The 22,716-nt window shown below is 35.0% G+C and carries 29 protein-coding genes and 1 tRNA gene; 17 read left to right on the forward strand and 13 right to left on the reverse strand.

Annotation, left to right across the window (positions count from 1 at the left end; genetic code table 11):
• Positions 1-41: 41 nt before the first annotated feature.
• The 4 genes from mgtE to NYQ66_RS07795 all read left to right on the forward strand — a co-directional run bounded on the left by mgtE (position 42) and on the right by NYQ66_RS07795 (position 5,014).
• Positions 42-1,409: a magnesium transporter gene (gene mgtE, locus NYQ66_RS07780; protein ID WP_259868543.1), complete on the forward strand. Its 1,368-nt coding sequence runs from the start codon at positions 42-44 to the stop codon at positions 1,407-1,409.
• A gap of 17 nt (positions 1,410-1,426) precedes the next feature.
• Positions 1,427-3,286 carry a monovalent cation:proton antiporter family protein gene (locus NYQ66_RS07785; RefSeq protein ID WP_259868544.1) on the forward strand — a complete coding sequence of 620 codons (1,860 nt, stop codon included), beginning with the start codon at positions 1,427-1,429 and terminating at the stop codon, positions 3,284-3,286.
• 255 nt (positions 3,287-3,541) lie between these two features.
• Entirely contained in the window at positions 3,542-4,321 is a 780-nt protein-coding gene (gene fabI, locus NYQ66_RS07790; protein ID WP_259868546.1) for an enoyl-ACP reductase FabI, read from the forward strand.
• Positions 4,322-4,462: 141 nt separating this feature from the next.
• Entirely contained in the window at positions 4,463-5,014 is a 552-nt protein-coding gene (locus tag NYQ66_RS07795) for a spore coat CotO family protein (protein ID WP_259868549.1), read from the forward strand.
• A gap of 120 nt (positions 5,015-5,134) precedes the next feature.
• On the opposite strand, the gene NYQ66_RS07800 is transcribed toward NYQ66_RS07795, so the two are convergent.
• Entirely contained in the window at positions 5,135-5,587 is a 453-nt protein-coding gene (locus NYQ66_RS07800; RefSeq protein WP_259868552.1) for a CotY/CotZ family spore coat protein, read from the reverse strand.
• A 213-nt stretch (positions 5,588-5,800) separates the two neighbouring features.
• On the opposite strand from NYQ66_RS07800, the gene NYQ66_RS07805 reads away from it, so the two are divergent.
• The 4 genes from NYQ66_RS07805 (at position 5,801) to NYQ66_RS07820 (ending at position 7,613) form a co-directional block, all read left to right on the forward strand.
• A complete protein-coding gene (locus NYQ66_RS07805; protein WP_259868554.1) occupies positions 5,801-6,049 on the forward strand; it encodes a hypothetical protein in 249 nt (82 codons plus the stop codon).
• A gap of 62 nt (positions 6,050-6,111) precedes the next feature.
• Positions 6,112-6,318: a hypothetical protein gene (locus NYQ66_RS07810; protein ID WP_259868556.1), complete on the forward strand. Its 207-nt coding sequence runs from the start codon at positions 6,112-6,114 to the stop codon at positions 6,316-6,318.
• 78 nt (positions 6,319-6,396) lie between these two features.
• Positions 6,397-6,648 (forward strand): hypothetical protein, encoded by a 252-nt coding sequence (locus tag NYQ66_RS07815; protein WP_259868557.1) that lies wholly within the window; start codon positions 6,397-6,399, stop codon positions 6,646-6,648.
• A 68-nt stretch (positions 6,649-6,716) separates the two neighbouring features.
• The gene (locus NYQ66_RS07820) at positions 6,717-7,613 is read left to right on the forward strand and encodes an MBL fold metallo-hydrolase (protein WP_259868559.1); all 897 of its coding nucleotides are present in this window, start codon (positions 6,717-6,719) and stop codon (positions 7,611-7,613) included.
• Between the two features lie 415 nt (positions 7,614-8,028).
• Here NYQ66_RS07820 and NYQ66_RS07825 read toward each other — a convergent pair whose 3' ends face one another.
• A complete protein-coding gene (locus NYQ66_RS07825) occupies positions 8,029-8,706 on the reverse strand; it encodes a DUF421 domain-containing protein (RefSeq protein ID WP_259868560.1) in 678 nt (225 codons plus the stop codon).
• A gap of 178 nt (positions 8,707-8,884) precedes the next feature.
• On the opposite strand from NYQ66_RS07825, the gene NYQ66_RS07830 reads away from it, so the two are divergent.
• The gene (locus tag NYQ66_RS07830; protein ID WP_259868562.1) at positions 8,885-9,175 is read left to right on the forward strand and encodes a hypothetical protein; all 291 of its coding nucleotides are present in this window, start codon (positions 8,885-8,887) and stop codon (positions 9,173-9,175) included.
• Between the two features lie 35 nt (positions 9,176-9,210).
• Here NYQ66_RS07830 and NYQ66_RS07835 read toward each other — a convergent pair whose 3' ends face one another.
• On the reverse strand, positions 9,211-9,390 hold the full coding sequence (locus NYQ66_RS07835; RefSeq protein ID WP_259868565.1) for an H-type small acid-soluble spore protein: 180 nt from the start codon (positions 9,388-9,390) through the stop codon (positions 9,211-9,213).
• Positions 9,391-9,586: 196 nt separating this feature from the next.
• Here NYQ66_RS07835 and NYQ66_RS07840 point away from each other — a divergent pair, with 196 nt between their 5' ends.
• Complete coding sequence (locus NYQ66_RS07840) at positions 9,587-11,047, forward strand: methyl-accepting chemotaxis protein (protein WP_259868568.1); 1,461 nt, start codon at positions 9,587-9,589, stop codon at positions 11,045-11,047.
• 448 nt (positions 11,048-11,495) lie between these two features.
• Here NYQ66_RS07840 and NYQ66_RS07845 read toward each other — a convergent pair whose 3' ends face one another.
• The 3 genes from NYQ66_RS07845 to NYQ66_RS07855 form a co-directional block, all read right to left on the reverse strand.
• Entirely contained in the window at positions 11,496-11,918 is a 423-nt protein-coding gene (locus NYQ66_RS07845) for a GNAT family N-acetyltransferase (protein ID WP_259868571.1), read from the reverse strand.
• 14 nt (positions 11,919-11,932) lie between these two features.
• Positions 11,933-12,439, reverse strand: a complete 507-nt coding sequence (locus NYQ66_RS07850; protein ID WP_259868574.1) for a YjcG family protein — start codon at positions 12,437-12,439, stop codon at positions 11,933-11,935.
• Between the two features lie 95 nt (positions 12,440-12,534).
• Positions 12,535-13,263, reverse strand: coding sequence for an alpha/beta hydrolase (locus NYQ66_RS07855; protein ID WP_259868576.1), 729 nt, complete (start codon positions 13,261-13,263; stop codon positions 12,535-12,537).
• A gap of 172 nt (positions 13,264-13,435) precedes the next feature.
• On the opposite strand from NYQ66_RS07855, the gene NYQ66_RS07860 reads away from it, so the two are divergent.
• Both NYQ66_RS07860 and NYQ66_RS07865 read left to right on the forward strand, forming a co-directional pair.
• Positions 13,436-14,284 carry an SDR family oxidoreductase gene (locus tag NYQ66_RS07860; RefSeq protein WP_259868579.1) on the forward strand — a complete coding sequence of 283 codons (849 nt, stop codon included), beginning with the start codon at positions 13,436-13,438 and terminating at the stop codon, positions 14,282-14,284.
• 64 nt (positions 14,285-14,348) lie between these two features.
• Entirely contained in the window at positions 14,349-14,522 is a 174-nt protein-coding gene (locus tag NYQ66_RS07865; protein ID WP_259868583.1) for a hypothetical protein, read from the forward strand.
• Between the two features lie 88 nt (positions 14,523-14,610).
• Here NYQ66_RS07865 and NYQ66_RS07870 read toward each other — a convergent pair whose 3' ends face one another.
• The 3 genes from NYQ66_RS07870 to NYQ66_RS07880 form a co-directional block, all read right to left on the reverse strand.
• The gene (locus tag NYQ66_RS07870) at positions 14,611-15,201 is read right to left on the reverse strand and encodes a cell wall hydrolase (protein WP_407652058.1); all 591 of its coding nucleotides are present in this window, start codon (positions 15,199-15,201) and stop codon (positions 14,611-14,613) included.
• 296 nt (positions 15,202-15,497) lie between these two features.
• Positions 15,498-16,025, reverse strand: a complete 528-nt coding sequence (locus NYQ66_RS07875) for a CBO0543 family protein (protein ID WP_259868586.1) — start codon at positions 16,023-16,025, stop codon at positions 15,498-15,500.
• Positions 16,026-16,120: 95 nt separating this feature from the next.
• Positions 16,121-17,176, reverse strand: a complete 1,056-nt coding sequence (locus NYQ66_RS07880) for an iron-containing alcohol dehydrogenase family protein (RefSeq protein WP_259868587.1) — start codon at positions 17,174-17,176, stop codon at positions 16,121-16,123.
• 161 nt (positions 17,177-17,337) lie between these two features.
• On the opposite strand from NYQ66_RS07880, the gene NYQ66_RS07885 reads away from it, so the two are divergent.
• The 5 genes from NYQ66_RS07885 (at position 17,338) to NYQ66_RS07905 (ending at position 19,872) form a co-directional block, all read left to right on the forward strand.
• Positions 17,338-17,904, forward strand: a complete 567-nt coding sequence (locus NYQ66_RS07885) for a biotin transporter BioY (RefSeq protein ID WP_259868588.1) — start codon at positions 17,338-17,340, stop codon at positions 17,902-17,904.
• A gap of 134 nt (positions 17,905-18,038) precedes the next feature.
• Positions 18,039-18,111 (forward strand) — tRNA-Val (locus NYQ66_RS07890).
• Between the two features lie 293 nt (positions 18,112-18,404).
• The gene (locus tag NYQ66_RS07895; RefSeq protein WP_259868589.1) at positions 18,405-18,824 is read left to right on the forward strand and encodes a DUF6941 family protein; all 420 of its coding nucleotides are present in this window, start codon (positions 18,405-18,407) and stop codon (positions 18,822-18,824) included.
• Positions 18,821-19,342, forward strand: coding sequence for a hypothetical protein (locus NYQ66_RS07900; protein WP_259868590.1), 522 nt, complete (start codon positions 18,821-18,823; stop codon positions 19,340-19,342). Before NYQ66_RS07895 ends, NYQ66_RS07900 begins: the two co-directional genes overlap by 4 nt.
• 11 nt (positions 19,343-19,353) lie before the next feature.
• Entirely contained in the window at positions 19,354-19,872 is a 519-nt protein-coding gene (locus tag NYQ66_RS07905; RefSeq protein ID WP_259868591.1) for a hypothetical protein, read from the forward strand.
• A gap of 17 nt (positions 19,873-19,889) precedes the next feature.
• Here the strand turns inward: NYQ66_RS07905 and NYQ66_RS07910 are convergent, their stop codons facing one another.
• The 4 genes from NYQ66_RS07910 to NYQ66_RS07925 all read right to left on the reverse strand — a co-directional run bounded on the left by NYQ66_RS07910 (position 19,890) and on the right by NYQ66_RS07925 (position 22,449).
• Positions 19,890-20,846 (reverse strand): tyrosine-type recombinase/integrase, encoded by a 957-nt coding sequence (locus NYQ66_RS07910; RefSeq protein ID WP_259868592.1) that lies wholly within the window; start codon positions 20,844-20,846, stop codon positions 19,890-19,892.
• The gene (locus NYQ66_RS07915; RefSeq protein WP_259868594.1) at positions 20,816-21,088 is read right to left on the reverse strand and encodes a hypothetical protein; all 273 of its coding nucleotides are present in this window, start codon (positions 21,086-21,088) and stop codon (positions 20,816-20,818) included. The genes NYQ66_RS07910 and NYQ66_RS07915 overlap by 31 nt, the downstream gene beginning before the upstream one ends.
• An 18-nt stretch (positions 21,089-21,106) precedes the next feature.
• Positions 21,107-21,391 carry a hypothetical protein gene (locus tag NYQ66_RS07920; protein ID WP_259868597.1) on the reverse strand — a complete coding sequence of 95 codons (285 nt, stop codon included), beginning with the start codon at positions 21,389-21,391 and terminating at the stop codon, positions 21,107-21,109.
• Positions 21,392-21,795: 404 nt separating this feature from the next.
• Positions 21,796-22,449, reverse strand: coding sequence for a hypothetical protein (locus NYQ66_RS07925; RefSeq protein WP_259868599.1), 654 nt, complete (start codon positions 22,447-22,449; stop codon positions 21,796-21,798).
• Between the last annotated feature and the right edge of the window lie 267 nt (positions 22,450-22,716).

Raw genomic sequence — 22,716 nt, forward strand, 5'->3', positions numbered from 1 at the left:
AACTAGTAAAATTTCTTTTATATAGATAAGGAGGGTGTGTGATGGAACATTTAGATACGAACGAACGACAATTAATATGGGAAAGAATACAAAAAGCCTTAATCAATGAACAGATTGACACGTTCCGAGCAGAGTTTCTAGAAATGCATCCTTATGATCAAGCGAAAATCTTTGAAGAACAACCGGAAGATATTCGCTTAATAATATATACGTATTTGTCTCCCGAAGAGACTGCAGAAGTAATGGAACATGTGGAACGAGATCAAGTAGAAGAATTGGTTGCAGAAATGAATCCATCGTATGCTGCAAATGTCTTAGCTGAAATGTCTACGGATGATGCCGTTGATATATTAAACGAATTAGATAAGAATAAAGTTGCAAGCTTTTTAACAATTATGGATAAAAATTCTTCTGATGAAATTAAAGCATTGCTTCATTATGAAGAAAAAACTGCCGGAAGTATCATGACGAATGAGTTTGTTGTTGTTCAAACAAAACAAACTGTAAAAGAAGCGATGCGTCATCTAAGAAAAGAAGCTCCAGAAGCAGAAACGATTTATTATATTTATGTTGTAGATGTTGAAAAGCGCTTAGTTGGTGTAATTTCATTACGTGATCTGATCATTGCAGAAGGCGACTGGCTTATTTCTGATGTGATGAGTGATCGAATTGTATCGGTACCTGTTGGGGAGGGGCAAGAGGATATCGCACAAATGATGCGTGATTACGACTTTCTTGCTTTACCAGTTGTTGATTTCCAAAATCATCTACTTGGAATAATTACAGTCGATGATATTATGGATGTTATGGAACAAGAAGCAAGTGATGATTACTCCAAGTTAGCTGGGGTTTCTGATATGGATGGTAGGGACGAAAACTCATTTGTCTCTGCTAAAAAACGATTGCCATGGTTGATAATTCTTCTATTTTTAGGTATGTTTACGGCGAGTATTATTGGAAGATTTGAAGCTACATTAGATCAAGTAGCAATCCTAGCTGTATTTATTCCTCTTATAGCTGGAATGGCAGGGAATACTGGTACTCAAGCGTTAGCTGTTGCAGTTCGGGGTATTGCTACTGGTGAAATTAATAACAGTAGTATTTCAAAAATATTAGTAAGAGAAGCAGGGACTGGAATAATAACAGGTATAAGCTGTGGTGTATTAGTAACACTTATCGTTTATGTTTGGAAAGGCGATGTGTTTTTAGGGTTGTTGGTTGGAATTTCTATTATGGCTACATTGGTGGTAGCGACAATTGCTGGTGCACTTGTACCAATCATCATGAACCATTTTAAGATTGATCCTGCTGTTGCTTCAGGGCCTTTTATTACAACAATCAATGATATTATTTCTATATTAATTTATTTTGGAATGGCGACTGCATTTATGCACTTATTAACTAGTTAAAAAAGGGAGGAACTTTTATGGAACACGCAGAGTCGGTTAGCTCACTCGTAATTGTCATATTAGCTGCGTTTTTAACACCGATCCTTATGCATCGGTTTCGTTTAAAAATGATTCCAGTAGTAGTGGCAGAAATTATTGTTGGGCTAATTATTGGTCATAGTGGATTTAATCTGGTGGATGAAAGTACGTGGCTAGAAACATTATCTACATTAGGTTTTATCTTTTTAATGTTCTTAAGTGGTCTGGAAATAGACTTTTCTATATTCGCTAATAAAAAGACAGCTAAAAAGTCTAATAAAAATCGCGGTAACAAACTACCCAATCCGGTTGCCTTAGCTTCTGTGGTATTTGTTGGTATTTTCGCACTATCTCTACTATTATCATATTTGTTTGTACTCGCAGGCTTTATTGATAATGTTTTCTTAATGACTTTAATCATCTCAACTATCTCTTTAGGTGTGGTTGTGCCAACATTAAAGGAAGCGCAAGCGATGAAAACGAATATTGGTCAAACAATATTATTAATTGCTGTAATTGCTGACCTTGTAACGATGATTCTCTTGGCCGTTTTTGTCTCTTTTTATGGAGATGGTTCAGGCAATATGTGGCTATTACTTCTTCTATTTGTTGTTGGTGTATTGCTCTATTTCGTTGGGAAATATTTCAGAAATCAAACGTTTATTGAAACGATGTCGAGAGGTACGATACAAATTGGTACGAGGGCAGTGTTTACCCTCATTATATTCTTAGTTGCCTTGTCTGAAACAGTTGGGGCAGAAAATATTTTAGGAGCGTTCTTAGCCGGCGCATTAGTTTCCTTATTATCACCAAATCAAGAACTTGTGCAGAAGCTAGATAGCTTTGGTTATGGTTTTCTTATACCAATATTCTTTGTAATGGTTGGTGTAGAAATTGATATTTGGTCTCTATTTGGTGACCCAACTGTACTAGTGTTAATCCCATTATTATTTATTGCACTGTTAATCTCAAAGTTATTCCCAGTTGTCTTTTTGAAAAAATGGTACGATTGGAAAACAGTCATTAGTTCAGGTATGATTTTAACTTCTACGTTATCCCTTGTTATAGCTGCTGCTACAATAGGAGAGCGTATGGGGGTTATAGACAGTCAAATGGAGAGCGCGCTAATTCTAGTAGCTGTTCTTACTTGTTTAATAACGCCACCAGTGTTTAAAAAGTTATTTGAGCATAAAGATGAAGGGGCACAGAAACAAGTTATTTCCTTTGTCGGTTCTAACCAAGCAACTCTTCCTGTTGTAAGGGAGTTAGATGCTTCTTCCTTTGAAGCACATTTGTACCATACAAAACAAGATAAGATTGATGAACATATTACAAGATCCGTGTTTGATATCACACAGTTAGAAACGTATGACTTAGAAAAATTAGAACACGAAGGAGTTTTTGATGTCGATATGGTAGTTGTTTCTACCGGAGACGAAGCTCTAAATGCAGAAATTTCTACCTATGCAAAAGAACAGGGTGTTGGTCGCGTTATAGCTAGAGTTGAATCATCTAGAATTGATCAAGAATTAAAGGATAAAGGTATAGAAGTGTTCTCTGTACTTCTTTCAACAAAAACATTGCTTAAAGCATTAATTACTGCACCAAGTGTAGTTGACATTCTTACACAACAAGAGAGTGCATTGTATGAAATTCATATGAACAATCCAATGTATACTGGTATTATGCTTCGGAAGTTTCCGTTCACTGGAGATGTGATCATTGTTCGTATCTTTAGAGGAAAAGATTCCATTGTACCCCATGGTGACACTGAGTTACGCTTAGGGGATAGAATTATTGTTACAGGTTCACATGAATATGTAGACGAATTACAATCTACTTTAGAATACGGTATATAAGCAGCGGACTTGCATTCTATTTAAAATAAACTTGAGCATCGAATTGTTAAAACAATTTGATGCTCTTTTTTAAATTCAAGCGCTCCATGTACATAGCTATTAAAAGATAATCCGATAGGGGGAAATGGCAAGAAATATAGTCATACATAATAAAATAAGAAATAAAATTGAGTTTTATTCTATAATGAGATAAGATAGCACTAGGTACTAATAACAAGTATAAAATTAAAACGATTTACCATAGGAGGATGAGTGATGAATTTTTCACTAGAAGGTCGTACATATGTGGTGATGGGAGTTGCTAATAAGCGTAGCATAGCCTGGGGAATTGCACGTTCCTTGCATGAAGCAGGTGCTCGACTAATATTTACTTATGCAAGTGAGCGATTTGAAAAGCCAGTAAAAGATCTTGTTTCCACTTTAGAAGGACAAGATGCCTTATTTTATGAATGTGATGTAACTAGTGATGAAGCAGTCACTGCAACTTTTGATCAAATTAAACAAGATGTTGGAACAATACATGGCCTAGCTCATTGTATAGCATTTGCTAAGAAAGAAGATTTACAAGGTGAATTCGTAGACACAAGTAGAGATGGTTACCTATTAGCTCATAACATTAGTGCTTATTCTCTTGTATCTGTAAGTCGAGCTGCACAACCGCTAATGTCAGAGGGAGGCGGAATTGTAACTCTTACATATCTTGGCGGAGAGCGAGTTGTCCAAAATTATAATGTAATGGGTGTAGCAAAAGCTAGTCTAGATGCAACGATGAAATATCTAGCTAATGATCTAGGTAAACATGGTGTACGTGTAAATGCAATTTCGGCTGGGCCGATTCGTACATTGTCTGCAAAAGGTGTTGGTGACTTTAACACGATCCTAAAACAAATAGAAGAGAAAGCACCATTACGTCGTACGGTTACGCAAGAAGAAGTAGGTGACACTGCTTATTATTTATTAAGTGATCTATCTAGAGGAGTTACGGGTGAAATTATACACGTGGACTCTGGCTATAGCATTTTAGGCTTATCGTAAAGCTTAAGAAAAAGGGTTTGATTCTTATATAGAATCAAACCCTTTTTATATTGGATTCAGTGCATAGATGATCAGCACATTTCATAGGCTCACACATATAATGTTTTGAAGAGTATTGTGAAAGGGGAGGAAGAATCACTCATGTCTAGAAGAAAAAAACGGTTTGCTCAGAATCCAATGCTATATATTACACAGCCAAATCTAAAAGAGCCTAAGGCATCCATGCAATCTGATTATAGAACACCAAGAAAGAAAAAAGATAAATTAAAACCTGATACAAGCGAAGAAAACAAGAAAAGTATGAAAATCAGGACACCAAAGCCGTTGGCCGGAGAAAAAGAAGTAGAATATGGTAACCAAGATGATGTGATTGAAGCAATAGAAGATAATCATGAACAGCAAAATAAAAATAAAAAGCACGAGAAAGAAGCAGGTGAGGATAAAAGCATCCACCCGAGAACAAGTAGAAAGAGATTTAAGGATATGACGAATGAGGAGAAAGTTGAGTATTTTGTTGGATTACCTTCACAGATTCCTAAAATGAAATGCGAAGTAACCACAGAGACAGAACGGCACCGCGGAGTCATCATTGATTATAAGGATGGTCAAGTGAAAATGGTTACATTTAAATCACCAAGAAACAGGGAAATTCCACTTGATGAAATTGTTCATATAAGGTTATTGAGTTTTTAAACTTTATAGTAAACAGATAGACTTAATGTTCAAATAAGGTCTATCTGTTTTCCTGTTGTTTGTTTTAAATTTAGAATAAAATGAGGATCTGCTCAAAAAGAGCAGATCCTCAAGTGTAAATTAGTCTAATGCATTGATTGCTGGCAGGCAAGTAACGTGGCAGAAGCAGTCTAAATCGACTGTAATGCATACGCCTGTTACTTCTAAATCACTTGTATCTTGATCTACTGGATCGTGTGGATTTGATTCATCTCCAGGTTCACGTAGTAATTCTAGAACAGCACAGTTGTCTTCATCTACAGATTTAACACGGAAATAGAAACTTGAGAATACAAACCCAAGATTTGGTCTTCTAGCACCGTACCCCTTGAATGGTTTACAGTTACCTTTACAATATAGGATTACTGGTACCGTATCAAAATTATCCGCTGGAGAAGCTTCCCCTAATAAATCTGCAATCGATTGTTCACAGCTAGTCGTACAATCACTCACTAGGTCCGTTTGTGCATCTGCAATGTCTCGTAGAATATCCGCTACACAGTTACCTGAATCGTATTTACTTCCACATGTCATTGTATCTAACCCCTTTCAAAGTGTATTGACTTATTTGTCACTATATAGAATATGTCTTTATGTCCTTGTTGTGTGGGCGACCAACACAGATATATAAATTGATGAAAATGTCATATAAAAAAAGAGGTATCCGGGCGAATGTCCATTGCCTTTATTAGACAGTTACATAGAATAGTAGCGATCAAGTTTTATATAAAGGGAGTGGAAATCTGTATGTCTGAAAAGAAAAAAGTCATCTATGTTAAGGACTTAGTGATAAAAGCAGATAATGTGGTTATTGAATCAAAGAAGCCTGAGCCTCGTCGTGTAGATCCGTTTTTCGGACCTGGTCCAAAAAGAGATGAAGTTGTAGCGGATGAAGTGGAAGAGGAAAAGTACGATAAAGATGACGATGATATCGAAGCAGTTGAAGATCATGAAGATGACAAAGATGATAAGAAAAGACCTTTTTCTTGGATATAGTAGGTAGATAGACAAAGGTAGCTCATTAAGAGCTACCTTATTTTTCGATTAGGAGGGATAATGTGAAAAATGGATCAGCGTTTCATCAGAAAATAATCAAAAATCTAGGTGTTTTTGATAAGCACTTAAATAAAAATGAAAAATGGTTACAACGTCCAGAAAGAAAGATGAAAGAGTTAGAGAAAGAGATGACCGAGTGGGAAGGTGAAATGGTGGGGCAAATGAATAATTTAGAACAAATGATGGGTGAACGAAGAAAATCCAAGTGATGAGCATGCTTACGATGCATATTTTATAGAAGAAAAGGGTATAGATTACTATAGGATCATAAAGGGAGTGGTTTTAGGATGGGATATGTTCTGCCGGTTGATAATTATCAATACCAACAATATCAAAATCGTGTAGTTAAAACGAAACAAGATCCTTATCCAATAGAAAAGCCTTTTAAAACGCAACTTAGTATGTCCTACATGGATCAGGAAAAACAATTGGAAAAACATGTAGAACATAAGAAAAAAACAAACGTAACTGGGCATGCTGTAGACTTTGTTTATACTGAAATGACCGGAAAAGGTTATTTTATAAATGAACGTATATAATTTGGTTGGTTTTTGTTATGGTATTCGATATTCTTAAGTTAACCAATTAATTGTAAAGGGGTTCCTATATGGAGTTAATTAGAATCAATGAGTCGTGTTACTATTTCCATGGAGCTGTGAATATCGGATACGTACATAAAGGATCCAAAGGGATGTTAATTGACGCTGGTATTGATAAGTCAACAATGAAGAAAGTTATAAGACAGTTAACGACAGAAGATTTACCGATTACACATCTTTTCATTACACACGCGCATACAGATCATTTTGGCGGAGCATCGTATCTTCAAGATCAAGGGCAAGTAGTGACCATTGCTCCTTATTTAGAAGAAGCTATTATGAGGTATCCAATCTTAGAGCCTACCTATTTATTCACTGGAAACGACCCTTTACCAGAGCTTAGAAATAAGTTTCTAGAAGGAAATCCGATTACAATCGATCATGTTATAAAAGAAGGACACCATCAAATTGATCCATTTCTATTTGAAGCATATTATCTTCCTGGTCACAGTTATTATCAATTAGCAATTAAGATCGATAATATATTATACGCAGCAGACAGTTATTTTGCTGAAGAGCAATTACACAAACATAAGATTCCGTTTTTAACGGATGCGCAGTTAACAATCAACAGCCTACATTTGCTAAAAAATATCTCCTGTGACGGAGCAGTTCCTGGCCACGGGCCGTTTGAAGAAAATTTTTACGATACGGTAGATAAAAATATCGCGTACCATCAAAGCTTACTTAAATGGTTAGAGTCTAGAATTATACAAGAGCCTAGTGGGATAACGCATGAAACCGTAGTCGGGGCAATGTGTGTGCATTTTGGAGTACAACCTAAACAACTATCACAATGGATCTTGTTTCGAACAGCCGTGACTGGATATATTGTTTCATTAATAAAGCAAGACAAAATTAAAAGTGAAATAGTGGGTGGAATTTGGAGGTTATATAGTAAATAGTCGTTGGGATTAGTGCAGTGCAGGGTTGATGAAAAATCTGTCGTAACTAAGGTACGTTAGAGTTTTCCGATTTTCGGGAGGCGAAGCTGGATTGTTATGAAATTAAGGGATCTCATGACCGCTAAAAATCAAAGTAGATCTTGGCGGCCATGAGATCCCTTATTTACCTCATATTTAAGATTTTACGTTTTTAGCGGTCACCAGAGCCGTTATTTGCCCTAATTGCATTGATTTCGATGGCATTTTATTAAAATAGCGTCCTGTATGACCGCTCAGATTCAAAATTGGTCAAAAAACATAAAAATAAGGGATCTCATGACCGCTTGTGTTGTACTTTTGCATTATGTCGCACTTTATAGCAATTCCGTACTAAGAACAACCTTCGAAGAAAACAGCCTTAATAAAAAAAGGAGCCCTAAAATGTTTGCACATATAGAGCTTCTCCTTTTTTATATTCGGCATAAAATACATCTTTGTAAGAATTGATATTTTGTTTTTGTAACTCATTGGTTAACCAGGTGTTATCTTTTCCAACTTCTTTTAAACTGTCTTCAATAATTTCTCCGTCATTGATTAACATAAAAGGTAGTGCAACTTTTTGTTCCATTAAATTCATGTCATGTCTTGTAGGTGACTGGTTTAATGATTTTTTAAGAACAGATAATGAACCGTCTGTTTCTAATATTGCATAGTCCACTTCTTTTACAGAAAAAGCATCTTTTGCTCTTAATAAATGTAGCAATTGGTTCATATCTAATTTACTTTTTCTCATTTCTTCTCTTTGTAGTTTTCCTTTATGTATGATCATATTAGGTTTACCTTCGAATATACTTCTCGTCCTCTTAAATCTTTGCGTTAGGAATTCAGTGACGTACAATAAAGCCCCCCACAAGAAAACAGCAAAAGCTATTTCTTTAATCCCTGCTTTGTCATCGAAGATTGCATTCCCAACTAATTCCCCAAAGATTAAGGCAGAGATAAAGTCAAAAGCCGTTAACTGAGATATCTGTGTTTTCCCTATCACTTTGGTAATAACAAATAATGCTACAAACCCAAAAAAGGTTTCTACTAAAATAGAACCTGTTGTCCCCATTTTGCTTCATCCCCTCGTACAATTATATTTAGTAGCATTGACGTTTTTTTGATAAATCATACAAGATAGAGTAAGCTCTTTATTATCCTGTCCGGTTAAGTTGATTCTATTGGATCATTCGTTTTAACTACTAGATTCTGGCGTGTTAGCATAAGATTAATTAAAGGAGGTGTGAGAAATGAAAGGTATGAACCTACTAAAAAAAGAATTGACCTTAAGCGGCTGGATTGGATTCACGATTAGTTTTTCCTTTCTACAGTTCTATAACTTATATTTTTTTCATGGACACATATTACATCTCTTCGTTTTTACCCTCCTATTACTTTTCTTGATGGGACTAATTTCTAGAATTAGTTCTAAGTTATTAAAACAAAAGGATAAGCGTATTTCTAAAATCAATCTTATCTACTCCATTATTGTTGTGACAATCGTTATTATAGGAATGGATATAGCTATCATACTTTTGTAGAACAATGTAATCTCCCCCAAAAAGGGGGGGCAAGCTTATTGTTCTGTTAGGTGATCTACCGAAACGCTTTGTTTGTTTTCGGGTTGATGTAAAGTATGGACCGTAGCTTTTCCAACTTCTTGATCTACATGTTCAATGTAAACTTTTGCCCCATTAAAAGAGACATTTGCCATTACTGGAGAAGAAGCAATCTCTTGTGCTCGTTGTGCGTCCACGTTATCCACCACCTATCAATATCGTATGATTTTAAACATGTGTACTATTTGTATCCTTGAGAAAAATATACAAATTCTACTTTTTTACTATTTTGTGAAATAGACCTTTGATTTTTGTTATATTTTTTAATATTCATTAAACAGAATGATGAAATATGTCGATATAAGAAGAAATATACAAAAAAGGGTTGATCATGTGGGGAATGATGGAGTTCAATACCAAGCACTTTTACAAAAAAATAAAATAATGTTAATTATGCTTTCTATCTCAGTAGTTTTAGCGACGATCGTAGAATTTTCAATTGATGCAGCATGGAAGAATATAGTAACTATTCTAATTGGAGGTTTAATCCTAATAGCAGTAGTTGCCATTGCTCATTTTAAGAAGGTATTTGTGAAGGTAACCCCTTTTATTGCAATAATTGGTCTGGCAGCTATTCTTGGGACCATTATGCATTTTTCAATCTCTGATCAGAATGTGTTTATCGTGTACTATTTGATCGCATGTTCTGTATTGTATTTGGAGTATAAAATTTATTTTGTTGGGTCTATTTTAGCAATTGGGCTAGTAGGGTCCTATTATTTTATGTATGGTGAACAATTGCAGACAGAAATAACGAATACGTTACTTATTTTAGGTCTTGTATTAATTGTTTTCTTTTTGCAGATGAAGATTACAAAAAAACTAGCTAACAATATAGAAGCACTTACAAAAGAAAATCAGCTTCGTTTCGAAGATGAACAAGCAAATAGACAAGGTTTACAAGCGAAGACAAAACAAATTGCTAATGAGTTGCAAGTAATTAGTGAATCAAGTGAAATGAACCATCATTCTTTTGAGGAGATGAACAAAGCTGTTCAAGAAGTAGCCTCAGGTACCCAAACACAGAGTGATAGTGTAAATGATATTACAAATTCTATTGAGAATTCGACTAAAATGATTAAACAAATGCTTGAGAGTACAGAGGTTATTATTTCTGAAACGGGACGTGCAGGAGAAAGCTCTGAATTAGGTAGATTAAAGATTCAACAATTGCAAAAACAAATACATAGTTTTAAATCACTAGTAACTGAAATGGCTAAAAATATGGATACACTTAGTAAACATGTAGGTGATTCAGTTTCTTCCTTACATTCTATTAAAGAGATCACTTCCCAAACGAATTTGCTCGCATTGAATGCTTCTATTGAGGCTTCAAGAGCGGGTGAAGCGGGAAGAGGATTTGCAGTTGTAGCAGATGAGATTCGAAAATTAGCGGAGTTAACGGAAAAAACTACCGAAGTGATCTCCAATAATCTAGCTGAGATCAGTGAAAGTAATGACAAATCGCAAATACAAATGACTAGTATTGCGAAGGAAATGGATGAGAACATTCGTGAGACGGAAGAGACGACATCTATTTTTGAGAACATCAATCATGCGATCCAGAATCTTGGAGAAGAAATGAAGCAGTTTAAAGTACTCGCAATCAATATAGGAGAAGACACGTCAGCGATTGAAATAGCTATCAATGAGTTTGCGGCTGTCGTCGAAGAGGCAACAGCTACAATCGAGGAAATATCTGCATCCGTTCAGCACCATACGGATCAAAATCAGGATGTGGTAAAGCAAATTGAACATATCAACCTTGCAGTGATAGCATTAACAAAAGAATGATTAAAAGAAAAGAGTAGCTTAGAAGTCTAAGCTATTTTTTCTTTATGTGCGTGAAGAGTAATAAAGTATTCCTAGAAGCCTTTCGACGTAGTAAAAATATTAGTGGGACATATATATTAAAAAGTATAGGGAAGGAAGTTTTGTTTCAACTTATTCTTTTTGTCTCGGAATTTGTTGTATTTAGATACCAAGTCATGGTTTCTTTTAGTGCTTGCTCATGAGGGGGAATATCTAAGGAGAACTTTTTATCAATTTTGTTATGATTAACAATGTCCCAAAACTAACATGTAAAATCTCTTTCCATATACCATCGTCCTTTCGTTATCGATCATTATATATATTACTAATTTGATCGTATGATTTTATATATTGGAAGCCAACATATATTTAATCTGGTAAATAAAAAAGAGGCTAATCAATATCTGCCATAGATTAACCCCTTTTGCTATTATAATAATTTAATCATCGTAACATGCGGAATTCCCGCATCCATAAATTCATCTGAGATCGTTTTATATCCCAATGACAGATAAAACGCTTCTGCATGTGTTTGTGCGTTAAGTTTGGCTTTTGGATATCCTTTTTCTTTGATAACACGTTCCATTTCAGAAATAATTTGCTTGCCAAAAGATAAACCTCTATATGGTTTAAGTACACAAACGCGCTCTAATTTACCATAATCATCTACTAGGCGTAAACGTCCAGCAGCTATTGCTTTTTCTTTGTCGTATCCAACAAAATGAATTGCTTCGTTCTCTAATTCATCTATTTCGATCTCAGGTGGGACGTTTTGTTCTTCAACGAATACTTCTCGTCTTACAGCGAAAGCATCCTTTTGTTGTTCATCCGTTTCTACGATATTGGTTTTCATTCTGCCATGACTCCTTATTTGAATGTAAATGTTTCATACACCGTCCAAGCACCGTTTTCTAATTGATACATGAGTTGGAACCGATCAATTGTTTCTTCCATATCAAAACTTTGCATTTTTAAGCTACCAAAAACATCAGAGAATTCATCATCAGATAGTTTTTGTGCGATTGTAATGTGTGGTACAAAAGCATACGTTTGCTCATTTGGTAAGTTCCCGCTGTGAAGCTTTTCGTTTAATTTAAGTAATTCATCCACAGGCTCTACTTTTAAGTAGATCGTATTCGTTACTGGTGAAAAAGAACTTACCTTTCTCACAGACAGTGGAAAAGGTTCAGTTGACTTCGCTATTTCTCTTAATTCAGAGATGGTAGCTTCAAGTTCCTTATCCTCTAAGACAAACGGTTCTTTCACCGTAATATGTGGTGGAATTAATGCGTAATGTGGATCATACCGTTTACGGTAAGAATTAGCTTCATCTTGCATTTTTTTGGAAGGGAAAATGGCAACACCGTATTTCATTTGAATACCTCCAATCATTTTTGTTGTACATTTCGATCATAAAGTTTTCATTTTTTATTATAACAAAAAGTAATTAAAGTTTTCACATTATCATGTTAATCCCACCTAAACATCGTAGTTAGAGCACGAGGCAAGTCATCTTGCCAAGCTTTCCACGTATGTTTGCCAGGTAATTCATGATAGATATAGGAAGCTTGCTTTTGTTCCATTAGTTTTTTTAGAGCGCGATTTGGAGTTAAGAAATTTTTTGTTTCACCAGATGTAGTGACTACATTTTCTTCATCTGTTCCAATTGTATGATAGATAGTGAGTGTATCTAACGATGTTGATTGATTTATTATTTCCATTATTGTTTCATTTACATATGGAGATTGCATGATAACTTGGCCAATTAAGTTTGGATGACTTACGGCAACTTGTAGGGCCAATGTGCCAGCCAACGAATCTCCCATTAATGTTCGTCCACCTGCTACTTGATGCGTTGGCAAGGTATCTTCTAAGAATGGTAAAACTTCCTGCGTTAGGAATCGGATATATGCAGATTGTTTTTTTCCACTGGGATGATATTTATCCTGCCGATCATACTTGTCGTTATAATGAATACCAACGAATATAGTGTTTTCTATCTCATATTCATCATGCAACCGGTCACTAAGTGTAGCAACTCTTCCCATCTGAAAGTAATCGTCACCATCTTGCATGATGCACAGATGGTATTTATTTAAGGGTGTAAAAGCTTCTGGCTGATACCACTTCAATGTGATTGTTTCGTTAAGGAACTTACTATCAATCTGTTCTTCTACCATTTTTCCCTTTCTTCGCATTTGAACACCTCTTATGTATGGAATAAGCTAAGTGTAGCATAGGGTAAGTAAAAAAATGAAAAAATGCGCTTCCAATTATAAAGTGTGTCGTAGTGAACGATTAGTCTATGTAAAAGTAAAGAATCGCTTTTCATCTGAATTCACTATAAAATATAGTAAAGGAGGGGAAGAAATGAGGCATGTAGCCATTGTGACAGGAGCATCAAGCGGGTTTGGATTACTAACTACACTGGAATTAGCAAAAAGAGGATTTCATGTGTTAGCTACGATGCGCGATATTCAAAAGGCAATTATTTTTAAAGAGCATGTGAAAGAGCTTTCCCTATTGGATCGGATAGAAGTATATCCACTTGATGTGACGAAGCAGGAAGATATTGAAGCATTTCAGAAAAAAGTGGAGGAGTTCGATCATGTTCGTGTGCTTGTAAACAATGCGGGCATAGCAATAGGTGGATTTAGTGAACAGATAGAAATGGAAGATTATCGTAGGCAGTTTGAAACAAATGTGTTTGGTGTTATGGCAACCACACAAGCTATCTTACCGAAAATGAGAGAACAAGGAGAAGGAACCATTATTAATGTAAGCAGTATAAGTGGTTTAGTTGGTTTTCCTGGATTGTCTCCATATGTAGCTTCTAAATACGCTTTGGAGGGTTATTCAGAAAGTCTCCGGTTAGAAATGATGCCCTTTGGCGTACAAGTTGCTCTAGTGGAACCTGGTTCTTTTAGTACGAATATTTGGTCTTCAGGTATGGAGATTGCTGGCGGGGTTAACAATGACCAATCTCCGTATGCTACATACATGGAAAAATTAATGGCAACGATGGAATCTGGTAAGAATAAACATGGAGATCCACAGCTTGTAGCAAAACTAATTTGTGAGATTGCGATGATGAAAGAAGTAAAAAAGCTTCGCTATCCAATTGGCAGAGGGGTAAGAGCGCAATTGATGTTAAAACGTTTATTGCCATGGCACAGGTGGGAAAGAATCATTATTAATACGATCTTGCAAGAAAAGTAGTTTATTTGTTGTGTTTTTGTATTATAATAATGCAGTAAAAGAAATTTGTAGAGGAGACAGTTACATGTCTAGTGAAAAGAAATTAAGTACGCAAGAATTAGTAAGGCAGCAATTAGAAAAGAAGAAACAATCCCAAGCTAATGGAAGTAGTAAAATGAATGGAAACAATGCTGGTCACAAAATGAAAAGCCAGCAAACGAAGAAAACGAGTACTACGCGTAGAAAAATGGGAAGCTAAAGCTTCTTAGAAATAAATAAAGGCGATAACACTTTTGCTGTTATCGCCTTTTTTTTATCTAGTATTAAAAAGTAGTGAACCCCACTGATTATTTTGCGAAGCGGTGATTCCCAATGGTGGTTGTAACTTCTCTAGATAAAATCCACTTACTTTTTGCAGTTTCTGGATTATAGAAGTAGAGAGACCCACTTCCTTGGCCTCGAAAAGCAATAGCTTCATTAACAGCTCGTTTAGCTTCTGCATTTGCCGGCTTATTTATCGCCCCATTTTGTATTGGTGTAAAAGCATAATATCCACCAGCAGAACGTTGATTGATAACACTATTAATCGTGTTTGGAAATTCCTTGTGATCCACACGATTTAGAATAACCGTTGCCACAGCGACTTTTCCAGCATAGGATTCCCCTTTAGCTTCTGCATGTACAAGTCTTGCCATTAGATCTTTCTCCGCATTTGTTACCGTATCAGGAATTATTAGTGTTTCCCCAGCGTATAACATGCTTCCTGTACGATTATTTGTACTTAGTAAACTTGATAAAGGAACACCAAATTTATTGGATATTTTCCAAAAAGAGTCCCCAGATTGAACTTTATAGGATGCAGCGTCTGCCATGTTTGGTAGTGCCAAAACACCAATCGATAATGTAGCAGCGATCATGATCTTTTTAAGTTTTTTCATTTGTGAATTACCTCCTAGTAAACTAGTTGTCTACCTAGAAGGTTAGCAGTTGTAACATTGTTTAGCATTAACCAATAAATAACAAAATCAGTTAACTAGAAACAAACATAGATATTTTAATAACCTTAGGGGGAAGAGGAAATATATTCTATCAATCAAATCCAACCATCTATTTCAAAGAATGGCAGAAAACGGTGCTAGTATGACAGATGTTACGTTCGTGTAACGGAAAAGTGTTAGGGAGATTGGAAGTTAAAATTCGAAGAAGAGGATAAGACATTGCATTTCAACTATTGTTAGCGAAAGACAATGTCTGTGGGAACATCAAAAGAGTAAAAAAGAAATAGCATAAACCCAATCGAAATAGCAATTGCAACCAATGGCTTACTATGATGGATACGTAAAATGACAAGCATTACAAAAGAAAAGAGTACAGACCAGGAGAATGTCCAACCATGATCGTACACTATTCCACCTAGTTGGAGTGTAATCCATTCATTAAAAGCGATAATAAATGTCCAAAGGCAAATGTAGCCGAATTGTTTACCGAATGTTTTGGGAAATTGATATAGATACACAAGCATTATGGCTGGATACTTGATGATCATAATGGATAGTGAAATTTGTGTATGTGTGACACCGATTTCATCATCGATGCCATACGGTTGGAATTTCCACATTGGATAGAAATCAACGAACAACCATTGATACAGTATATCTCCAGTAATAAAAAATAATATAGTAGGATAATATTTTCTCCAATTTCTCCAATCTCCCCAGATGATGACAAGTACCAAATAAAATAATGAATAGAAAACACCCAAAAGACCACTACCTTAAAATAGATAAATATAAATACTTATTTAAGATAATGTACTTAAAAGCTATTTTTCATACCTAATTTCCAAATAAATTCCATTTAATTAGAAAAAACTTGTTGAAGTTGCGGATCTTTATGTAAAAGCTCTATTGCTTTATTTTGATATGTTTCATCGTGTAAATAAGTAAACCGATTTGGTTTAATACTTGGACCGAGCTTAATGGCTTGTTCATACTCATCCTTATTTAAAGGAATTTCTTTTATATAATTAAAAAAACCAGTCCGAGAAAAAACTTTATTCATCCGCTCCACACGATGTTCTTGAACTTTTGCGATAAGATAAGTAGCGATTCCGACTTGAATTCCGTGCATAGCTGGATTTGCAGCAATCTTATCTAGTGCATGTGAGATAAGGTGTTCAGATCCACTAATTGGAGCGCTATTACCGCTAATGACGGTTGCAATACCTCCCATCGTTAAAGAACTCACAAGCTCTTTTAGAAAAATCGGATTTTTGATATCATCCATTGGTGTACGAATAAAGCTATTGACTGCTTTTTTACTTAACATTAGTGCAAAGTGGTTTACATTGCTCACCCCATTTTCCTCTTCAAACTCCCAATCATATAAGGCGGTGATGTTAGACATTAAATCACCGATCCCAGCTAAAATGAAACGGTCAGGCGCTTGCTTGATAATGTCCAAATCAGCAATAATGCCATATGGAACCTTGGCAGGTACAGTCGTTTTCTTTTGGTTAACAATTAGTGAACAATTGCTACTTGCAAAGCCATCGTTGGATGGAGAGGTTGGGACACTGATAAAAGGAATGCGGCGTGAAAAGGCAATATACTTCCCATAATCAATAACAGTACCCCCACCAACAGCTATAACAACATCATGACGCTCGAGGGAAAAAGCTAGTGAAATAAGGTCTTTGATGTCTAAGTTTGGCTCCATTCCAATAGTATTTACTTTGATCGATGATAAAGAATCCTTAATCGAATGTTCAAAGTTATCAAAAGTAAATGCATCAAATAAGATAACAACATTGGAAAAATAATGTTTTCTTAAGATTTTTTCTAATTGATAAACGGCTCCATTATTGATTTCTAGTATTGCAGGGATTGGGATGTTGGTAATTGGTTGTGACATAAATGCAATATCTCCTTTACATAGCTATGTATTGTATCTTTTGTACCTATCATATAGGTGTAGTGTCTGTTAATCAAAAAAATTCATTAAAAAACTTCCACATTAGGGAAAAATATGTTAACCTATTTTTTGTTAGGTTAACATTAAGAGGGGGATTTATTATGAATTATACGAATTCTAAACTTCGAGTTATTATTATTTGTGGAATATTTGCAGCACTAACAGCTATCTTAGCGCAAATTACAATTCCGATTCCAGTTGTTCCAATTAGTGGACAAACATTAGCAGTTGGTTTAACTGCGACTATTATCGGAAGCAGGTACGGAGCAATTGCAATGATCTGTTATGCGTTATTAGGAGCTGCAGGTGTGCCTGTTTTTGCTGGACTTAAAGGCGGGGCGCAAATATTGCTTGGACCTACAGGAGGATACATATTTGGATTTATATTAACTGCGTATGTGACGGGTTTAATATTGGAAAAAACAAAATACACGCTAACGATGGCGATGATTGCAAATACAGTTGGAATGCTCATTACATTGATTTTTGGCGCGATACAGTTGAAATTCGTGTTGGACTACACATGGGCACAAGCAATTGGAACGGGCGTATTCCCATTTATCGTAGTTGGATTAATCAAAGCATTCTTAGCAAGTTGGTTGGGGTTAGCCGTAAGAAAGCGACTGCTACAAGCGAAGCTACTACCACAGTTCCATAAAGCGGCTTAAGGTATTGCTGAAAACACACCTTATCTTCGGTAAGTTGAGATAGGGTGTGTTTGTTGTTTAAATGGTGATATTTGATATTGACAGATTTATGGTGACCGATTATATTAATACTTACTTAGTTTAATATTTTTCATGATTCCGTAGCTCAGTTGGGAGAGCGCTACCTTGACAGGGTAGAGGTCGCTGGTTCGAGACCAGTCGGAATCATTGCAAGAACCTTTGATATTAAAGGGTTCTTTTCTTTTTGTTTCCACCTAGTTTATGGGGTGGAAATGATAGTTGGGGACGATTTGGGGACGAACGAATTATTATCATAACCCACCACTAATTATTTGAACTTTCAGAAAATAAGCCTGAGATATAAAATTTATGATACAATTAGTGTGTAACGAGAGAATACAGGGTAATAATAGATATTATTAGATTTTTCTCTTTTTGAAAAGGGTTTTTCTAAAGTTTGTCGAAATAAATTCGGACAAGCATGATTTGGAGGTAGAATAATGCCACATATAACCACATTCATTTATTCAGAAGAAACAAAAAACACACCTAATAACAAGTTAAATGTTATCAATCCTTTAAATGTTTTTCGACCAGCATTTGTCCCAGGGATGTTTTCATTTTCGGTTACATTCGGTGTTATTGGGATAGACGTCACTGAAAAAGGTCATACTGTCCGCATTAAGTTTAGTTCATCTGATAAAAGGGATGAACCAATAATTGATACAGAAGATCTCTCACTTGAGAACATACCATCAGAAACAGCTACTTTGCCACCAAATTTAAGGGGTATTATGGGAAGTTTAGATTTTAGGAATGTTGTGATGAGAGCCGAAGGTGAGTATTTCACAGAAATTTTTGTTGATGGCGATAAATTGGGTGAGTATCCGATTTATGTATTGGCAGGTGATCAAGGATGACTGTAAGCGAACTTACTATTCAAGATATACCAAACCAGAATAATAACACATCTTTTGAAAAATCTTATGGTGGTATGGGGAATAAGTTAGGATCCTTTGTTTTAGCAGGTAGATTAAATCCATTCCTATCTGCTTCCATTGATGTGCCGAAAGAATCAATAATTAAATTTTTTGACGGTCTAACAAAAGGAACTATTGACTACTTTGAATCAACTAAACCTAATCAGTTTGTTTTATCTGTGATTAAAACAGGAGTTAATGAATACACTAATAGTAGCTCGCAAGTAATGCTAGATGCCCAGGAGGCGATTAGTGTTATGAATAAAAAAGATAGAAGTATTGATATTGATATCGAATATTGTGTTGAAGCAATGGATTCATTTAATAATATCCCAATTATCCCACCTAAAGAAATAAAAAGTATGAAAATCTCCTCAGTTCAAAGAAAAGAGAAAATTATACTACAACCAGATGCAGATGATTTTATTTATAATTCATCTGAGTTTGATGAATTATAACGAGGTATATAATGTCAAACAATTGGTATGAATTGGTTAATGATGATTCTTTGGAACAAGGGGATATTTTTAAAGAAGTGAATGTTGTAATTCCTACAACAGAATTATTAAATGGGGATTCTGATACAATAGATGTAATTGCTTATGATGTTATAATACTGACTCAATCGTGTGATTTAGACAACAGTAAAACACCTTGGGTACAAGTGACGCCTATAACTCCATTAAGTGAGATGCAAAAAATTAGTGAAGTATTTGGTCATAAGAAACCGTTAGAAAGTCTACGAAGAGGACATGAAGCAAAGTATCACTTAATAAATGAGTGTACTATTAGTGGATATGAAGAAGAGATATGTCTAGTTGATTTTAGGAATGTATTTACTGTTCCATTCAATTATATAAAAGACAAAGCTTCTATTGGAAATAATAGATTAAGATTAAAATCACCTTATAAAGAGCATCTTTCACAAGCATATGCCAAATTTTTTATGAGGGTAGGATTACCAAGCGACATACCATCTTTTCGTTAATAAAGCACGCTCCTAATTTAATAGGACGTGCTTTTAGTTTGTATTCGATCAAAAATACTATCCAATTTGTTAGCAGCTTCTTGATCTGCTATCTCTAAAGCATGACCATACGTATCCATTGTAATCCTTATATCTGCATGTCCTAATCTTTCCGAGATAATCTTTGCATGAACCCCTTGGTTAATTAATAGGGTTGCAGATGTATGTCTTAGATCATGTAGACGGATATAACGTACTTTCGCTTTTGTAGTAAATCGTCTCCACCATGTAGTAGGCGTTGTTGGATAAAAGTGTTTTCCGTCAATATTGCAAAAAACAAATTCATGTTCATTTTCTATCCATGAATCTCCAGCATCATCTCTTTCAGTTTCCCAATGCGACTTATATTGTACCAATTCTATCATGACTGAAGCAGGTAATGAGACAGTACGCGCCTTTCCAGACTTGGTACTTTTGATAATTGGTTTATTATCTTTACCTCTTCCTATAGACTGTCGTACATGTACTTTGTTATTTTCAAAATCAATATGTTTCCACTCAAGACCCAATAACTCACCGCGTCTTAATCCAGCTGCTAAAGCTAAAGAGGTAAATACTCGCCAATATAGTGGTTGATTCTGAGCATGTTCAAACAATTCTTCAATTTCTTTGTTAGTGTAAACATTCACTTCTCGCTTATCTTCTTTTGGCTTTTTTACATTTACTAATGAATTACTGCTTATTAACTGCCACTCAGTTGCACGCTCCATGATGTTTCGCATAACACGGTACACATACTTTTTTGTAGAAGAAGATAACTGATTTTCCGTTTTATCTGTGCGCTTCAGATCATCTAACCAGTTTACTATGTGGATCGGTTTAATTTGGTCTAACCTTTTGTGCGAAAATGTGGGCAGTATATGATTCTTTATGTGAGTTTGATAAATTGTTAGAGTTTGTTCCCCTAATTCCTTACTAGCGTACTTTTTTCCCATTCCTTAACAAAATCACCAAATAGTAATTTCTCAGGTTTTATATATTCACCTGCTTCCACTTCAATTTTGAATTTTAGCAGTTCTTCATCTAAGTAGTTTTGCAGTCTTTTCTTTGTTTTTAATAACGCAGCATCTTCAATACGAATAGATTTACTTCGTTTTATTCTTTTGCCGTTAGCATCGTATCCTGCTTCTACTATTAATCTCCACGAATTTTCACCTCTTTTTTCATAACTAGCCATCGTTCGAACCTCCCCAGTCTATGAAACTAAATATCTATCCATATAAATGACTTCCTTTACATCCACCACTCGTATAATAAGTTGATTTATATCCTCACTTATACACCCTTCATCTATTAACCTAGATTTGATGTTTTCTAGATTTACTCCGAAAAAATTCTTCTTATCCTCATTGACAACCAAATCACTAATAAATACAGATACACTAAATTCCATATCGATAAAGTTCTCAATATCATCCTTTTGAGCGTTTTTATCTATTTCCAGATAAAGAGTTTGTTTGCTCCAATCAATATTTTTCACTACAAACCATTGAATCGTTATTGTTAACAGTTCTTCCTAGTAAAGTCATTCATACTATAGGGACTACATCTGGTAACTCTAAACATGATTTGGAAAGCAAAAGGGTAATGGAGATCAAATTCAATAGAGGAGCAGTTCCTTCTATAGATTACGAACTTGTAGATGAAAAAAGGGGAGGAATATTCTGGATCCTATAATCTAGAAGACCACCGTGAAAGTTTTTTATATTTGTTTAAGTTATTTATCTTATGGAATACTGATTCATCTATAAAAATGAAAAGAGAATTACTAAAAGATAGATAATCAAAATATGAAGGATTACAAAAAAAGTAATAGAGTTGAAGAGGGAGAGGGGTTTTAGATCCTCTCGATCTCCTGGATTTCTTGAATTTCTTTATAGCTATTTATAACCCTTTCAAAAACGAGAAGAATAAAAAAATATAATAAAGAGATCCTGACCAAGGTATGGACTGAATCATAGTAATTATGATATGCACAAGTGCTATTAAAGAATAAGATGTCCATAATCCTAATTTTCGTTTTGCCTTAATTAACTTTTGCTGATCAGTATTTTCTGGTATTAGATATACACGGATGAACAAATAGATAGCACTATGAAATACTGCTGCAATAGTAATGTAGTTAATTGCATATTTTGTAAACTCTGCCTGCCAAATAATATTCGCAATAGCTTCTGCGGTGATAGCACTTGCGAATGATATATATAGCAAAAAGAAAAAGAACTCAACTAAAAATTTAAATGAGTCAATCTTAGGAAAAGAGTCACTATAAATAATGAAAACTTTAAGGATGTTCTTTGAGAAATTATACTTCTGGTTAAAAAAGTTTTGCATTAGAACCAGTAAAAAAGGAAGCATAATCACTAAAGGGATTTTAAAAGTACTAGCATCAATATCCACTGATGGAATTAATGTTGATAGGGTTACTGATATCGCAATAAATATAATGTAAGAAACAAATATTACAAAAACTATTGATACCATTCGTGCAAAGAATAAAGTGATTAATCCTTTATTTTCTAGTAAGGATTCTTCCATATTTGAAAATTATTCAAGTAAATGCGTTAATGTATGTCTCATTTTCCACCTCCGATATTATTATCGGATTAATGCACATATTTTTAAATTGTTCTACCGGCACACTGGAGGACACTGATTAAGTAAGTTGCACATGCAGCTGCTTAGTTGGTGTCCTTTTATTTTGAGAAAAGTAGTGGTTTCATGCACGGAGCTATTATTTTTCTTTCTAGCTATAACTTTTATCGCTTGTTTTCGGCCCGTATATGTTGTCGTGATCAAGATTGC

It is taken from the genome of Aquibacillus koreensis, assembly GCF_025154055.1.
GTDB lineage: Bacteria > Bacillota > Bacilli > Bacillales > Amphibacillaceae > Aquibacillus_C > Aquibacillus_C koreensis.

Excerpts from the sequence above, each read along its gene's own strand:
- mgtE (WP_259868543.1), top strand. The coding sequence starts at position 42 with ATGGAACATTTAGATACGAACGAACGACAATTAATATGGGAAAGAATA.
- NYQ66_RS07785 (WP_259868544.1), top strand. The coding sequence starts at position 1,427 with ATGGAACACGCAGAGTCGGTTAGCTCACTCGTAATTGTCATATTAGCT.
- fabI (WP_259868546.1), top strand. The coding sequence starts at position 3,542 with ATGAATTTTTCACTAGAAGGTCGTACATATGTGGTGATGGGAGTTGCT.
- NYQ66_RS07795 (WP_259868549.1), top strand. The coding sequence starts at position 4,463 with ATGTCTAGAAGAAAAAAACGGTTTGCTCAGAATCCAATGCTATATATT.
- NYQ66_RS07800 (WP_259868552.1), bottom strand. The coding sequence starts at position 5,587 with ATGACATGTGGAAGTAAATACGATTCAGGTAACTGTGTAGCGGATATT.
- NYQ66_RS07805 (WP_259868554.1), top strand. The coding sequence starts at position 5,801 with ATGTCTGAAAAGAAAAAAGTCATCTATGTTAAGGACTTAGTGATAAAA.
- NYQ66_RS07815 (WP_259868557.1), top strand. The coding sequence starts at position 6,397 with ATGGGATATGTTCTGCCGGTTGATAATTATCAATACCAACAATATCAA.
- NYQ66_RS07820 (WP_259868559.1), top strand. The coding sequence starts at position 6,717 with ATGGAGTTAATTAGAATCAATGAGTCGTGTTACTATTTCCATGGAGCT.
- NYQ66_RS07825 (WP_259868560.1), bottom strand. The coding sequence starts at position 8,706 with ATGGGGACAACAGGTTCTATTTTAGTAGAAACCTTTTTTGGGTTTGTA.
- NYQ66_RS07830 (WP_259868562.1), top strand. The coding sequence starts at position 8,885 with ATGAAAGGTATGAACCTACTAAAAAAAGAATTGACCTTAAGCGGCTGG.
- NYQ66_RS07845 (WP_259868571.1), bottom strand. The coding sequence starts at position 11,918 with ATGAAAACCAATATCGTAGAAACGGATGAACAACAAAAGGATGCTTTC.
- NYQ66_RS07850 (WP_259868574.1), bottom strand. The coding sequence starts at position 12,439 with ATGAAATACGGTGTTGCCATTTTCCCTTCCAAAAAAATGCAAGATGAA.
- NYQ66_RS07855 (WP_259868576.1), bottom strand. The coding sequence starts at position 13,263 with ATGCGAAGAAAGGGAAAAATGGTAGAAGAACAGATTGATAGTAAGTTC.
- NYQ66_RS07860 (WP_259868579.1), top strand. The coding sequence starts at position 13,436 with ATGAGGCATGTAGCCATTGTGACAGGAGCATCAAGCGGGTTTGGATTA.
- NYQ66_RS07865 (WP_259868583.1), top strand. The coding sequence starts at position 14,349 with ATGTCTAGTGAAAAGAAATTAAGTACGCAAGAATTAGTAAGGCAGCAA.
- NYQ66_RS07870 (WP_407652058.1), bottom strand. The coding sequence starts at position 15,201 with ATGAAAAAACTTAAAAAGATCATGATCGCTGCTACATTATCGATTGGT.
- NYQ66_RS07880 (WP_259868587.1), bottom strand. The coding sequence starts at position 17,176 with ATGTCACAACCAATTACCAACATCCCAATCCCTGCAATACTAGAAATC.
- NYQ66_RS07885 (WP_259868588.1), top strand. The coding sequence starts at position 17,338 with ATGAATTATACGAATTCTAAACTTCGAGTTATTATTATTTGTGGAATA.
- NYQ66_RS07895 (WP_259868589.1), top strand. The coding sequence starts at position 18,405 with ATGCCACATATAACCACATTCATTTATTCAGAAGAAACAAAAAACACA.
- NYQ66_RS07900 (WP_259868590.1), top strand. The coding sequence starts at position 18,821 with ATGACTGTAAGCGAACTTACTATTCAAGATATACCAAACCAGAATAAT.
- NYQ66_RS07905 (WP_259868591.1), top strand. The coding sequence starts at position 19,354 with ATGTCAAACAATTGGTATGAATTGGTTAATGATGATTCTTTGGAACAA.
- NYQ66_RS07910 (WP_259868592.1), bottom strand. The coding sequence starts at position 20,846 with ATGGGAAAAAAGTACGCTAGTAAGGAATTAGGGGAACAAACTCTAACA.
- NYQ66_RS07915 (WP_259868594.1), bottom strand. The coding sequence starts at position 21,088 with ATGGCTAGTTATGAAAAAAGAGGTGAAAATTCGTGGAGATTAATAGTA.
- NYQ66_RS07925 (WP_259868599.1), bottom strand. The coding sequence starts at position 22,449 with ATGGAAGAATCCTTACTAGAAAATAAAGGATTAATCACTTTATTCTTT.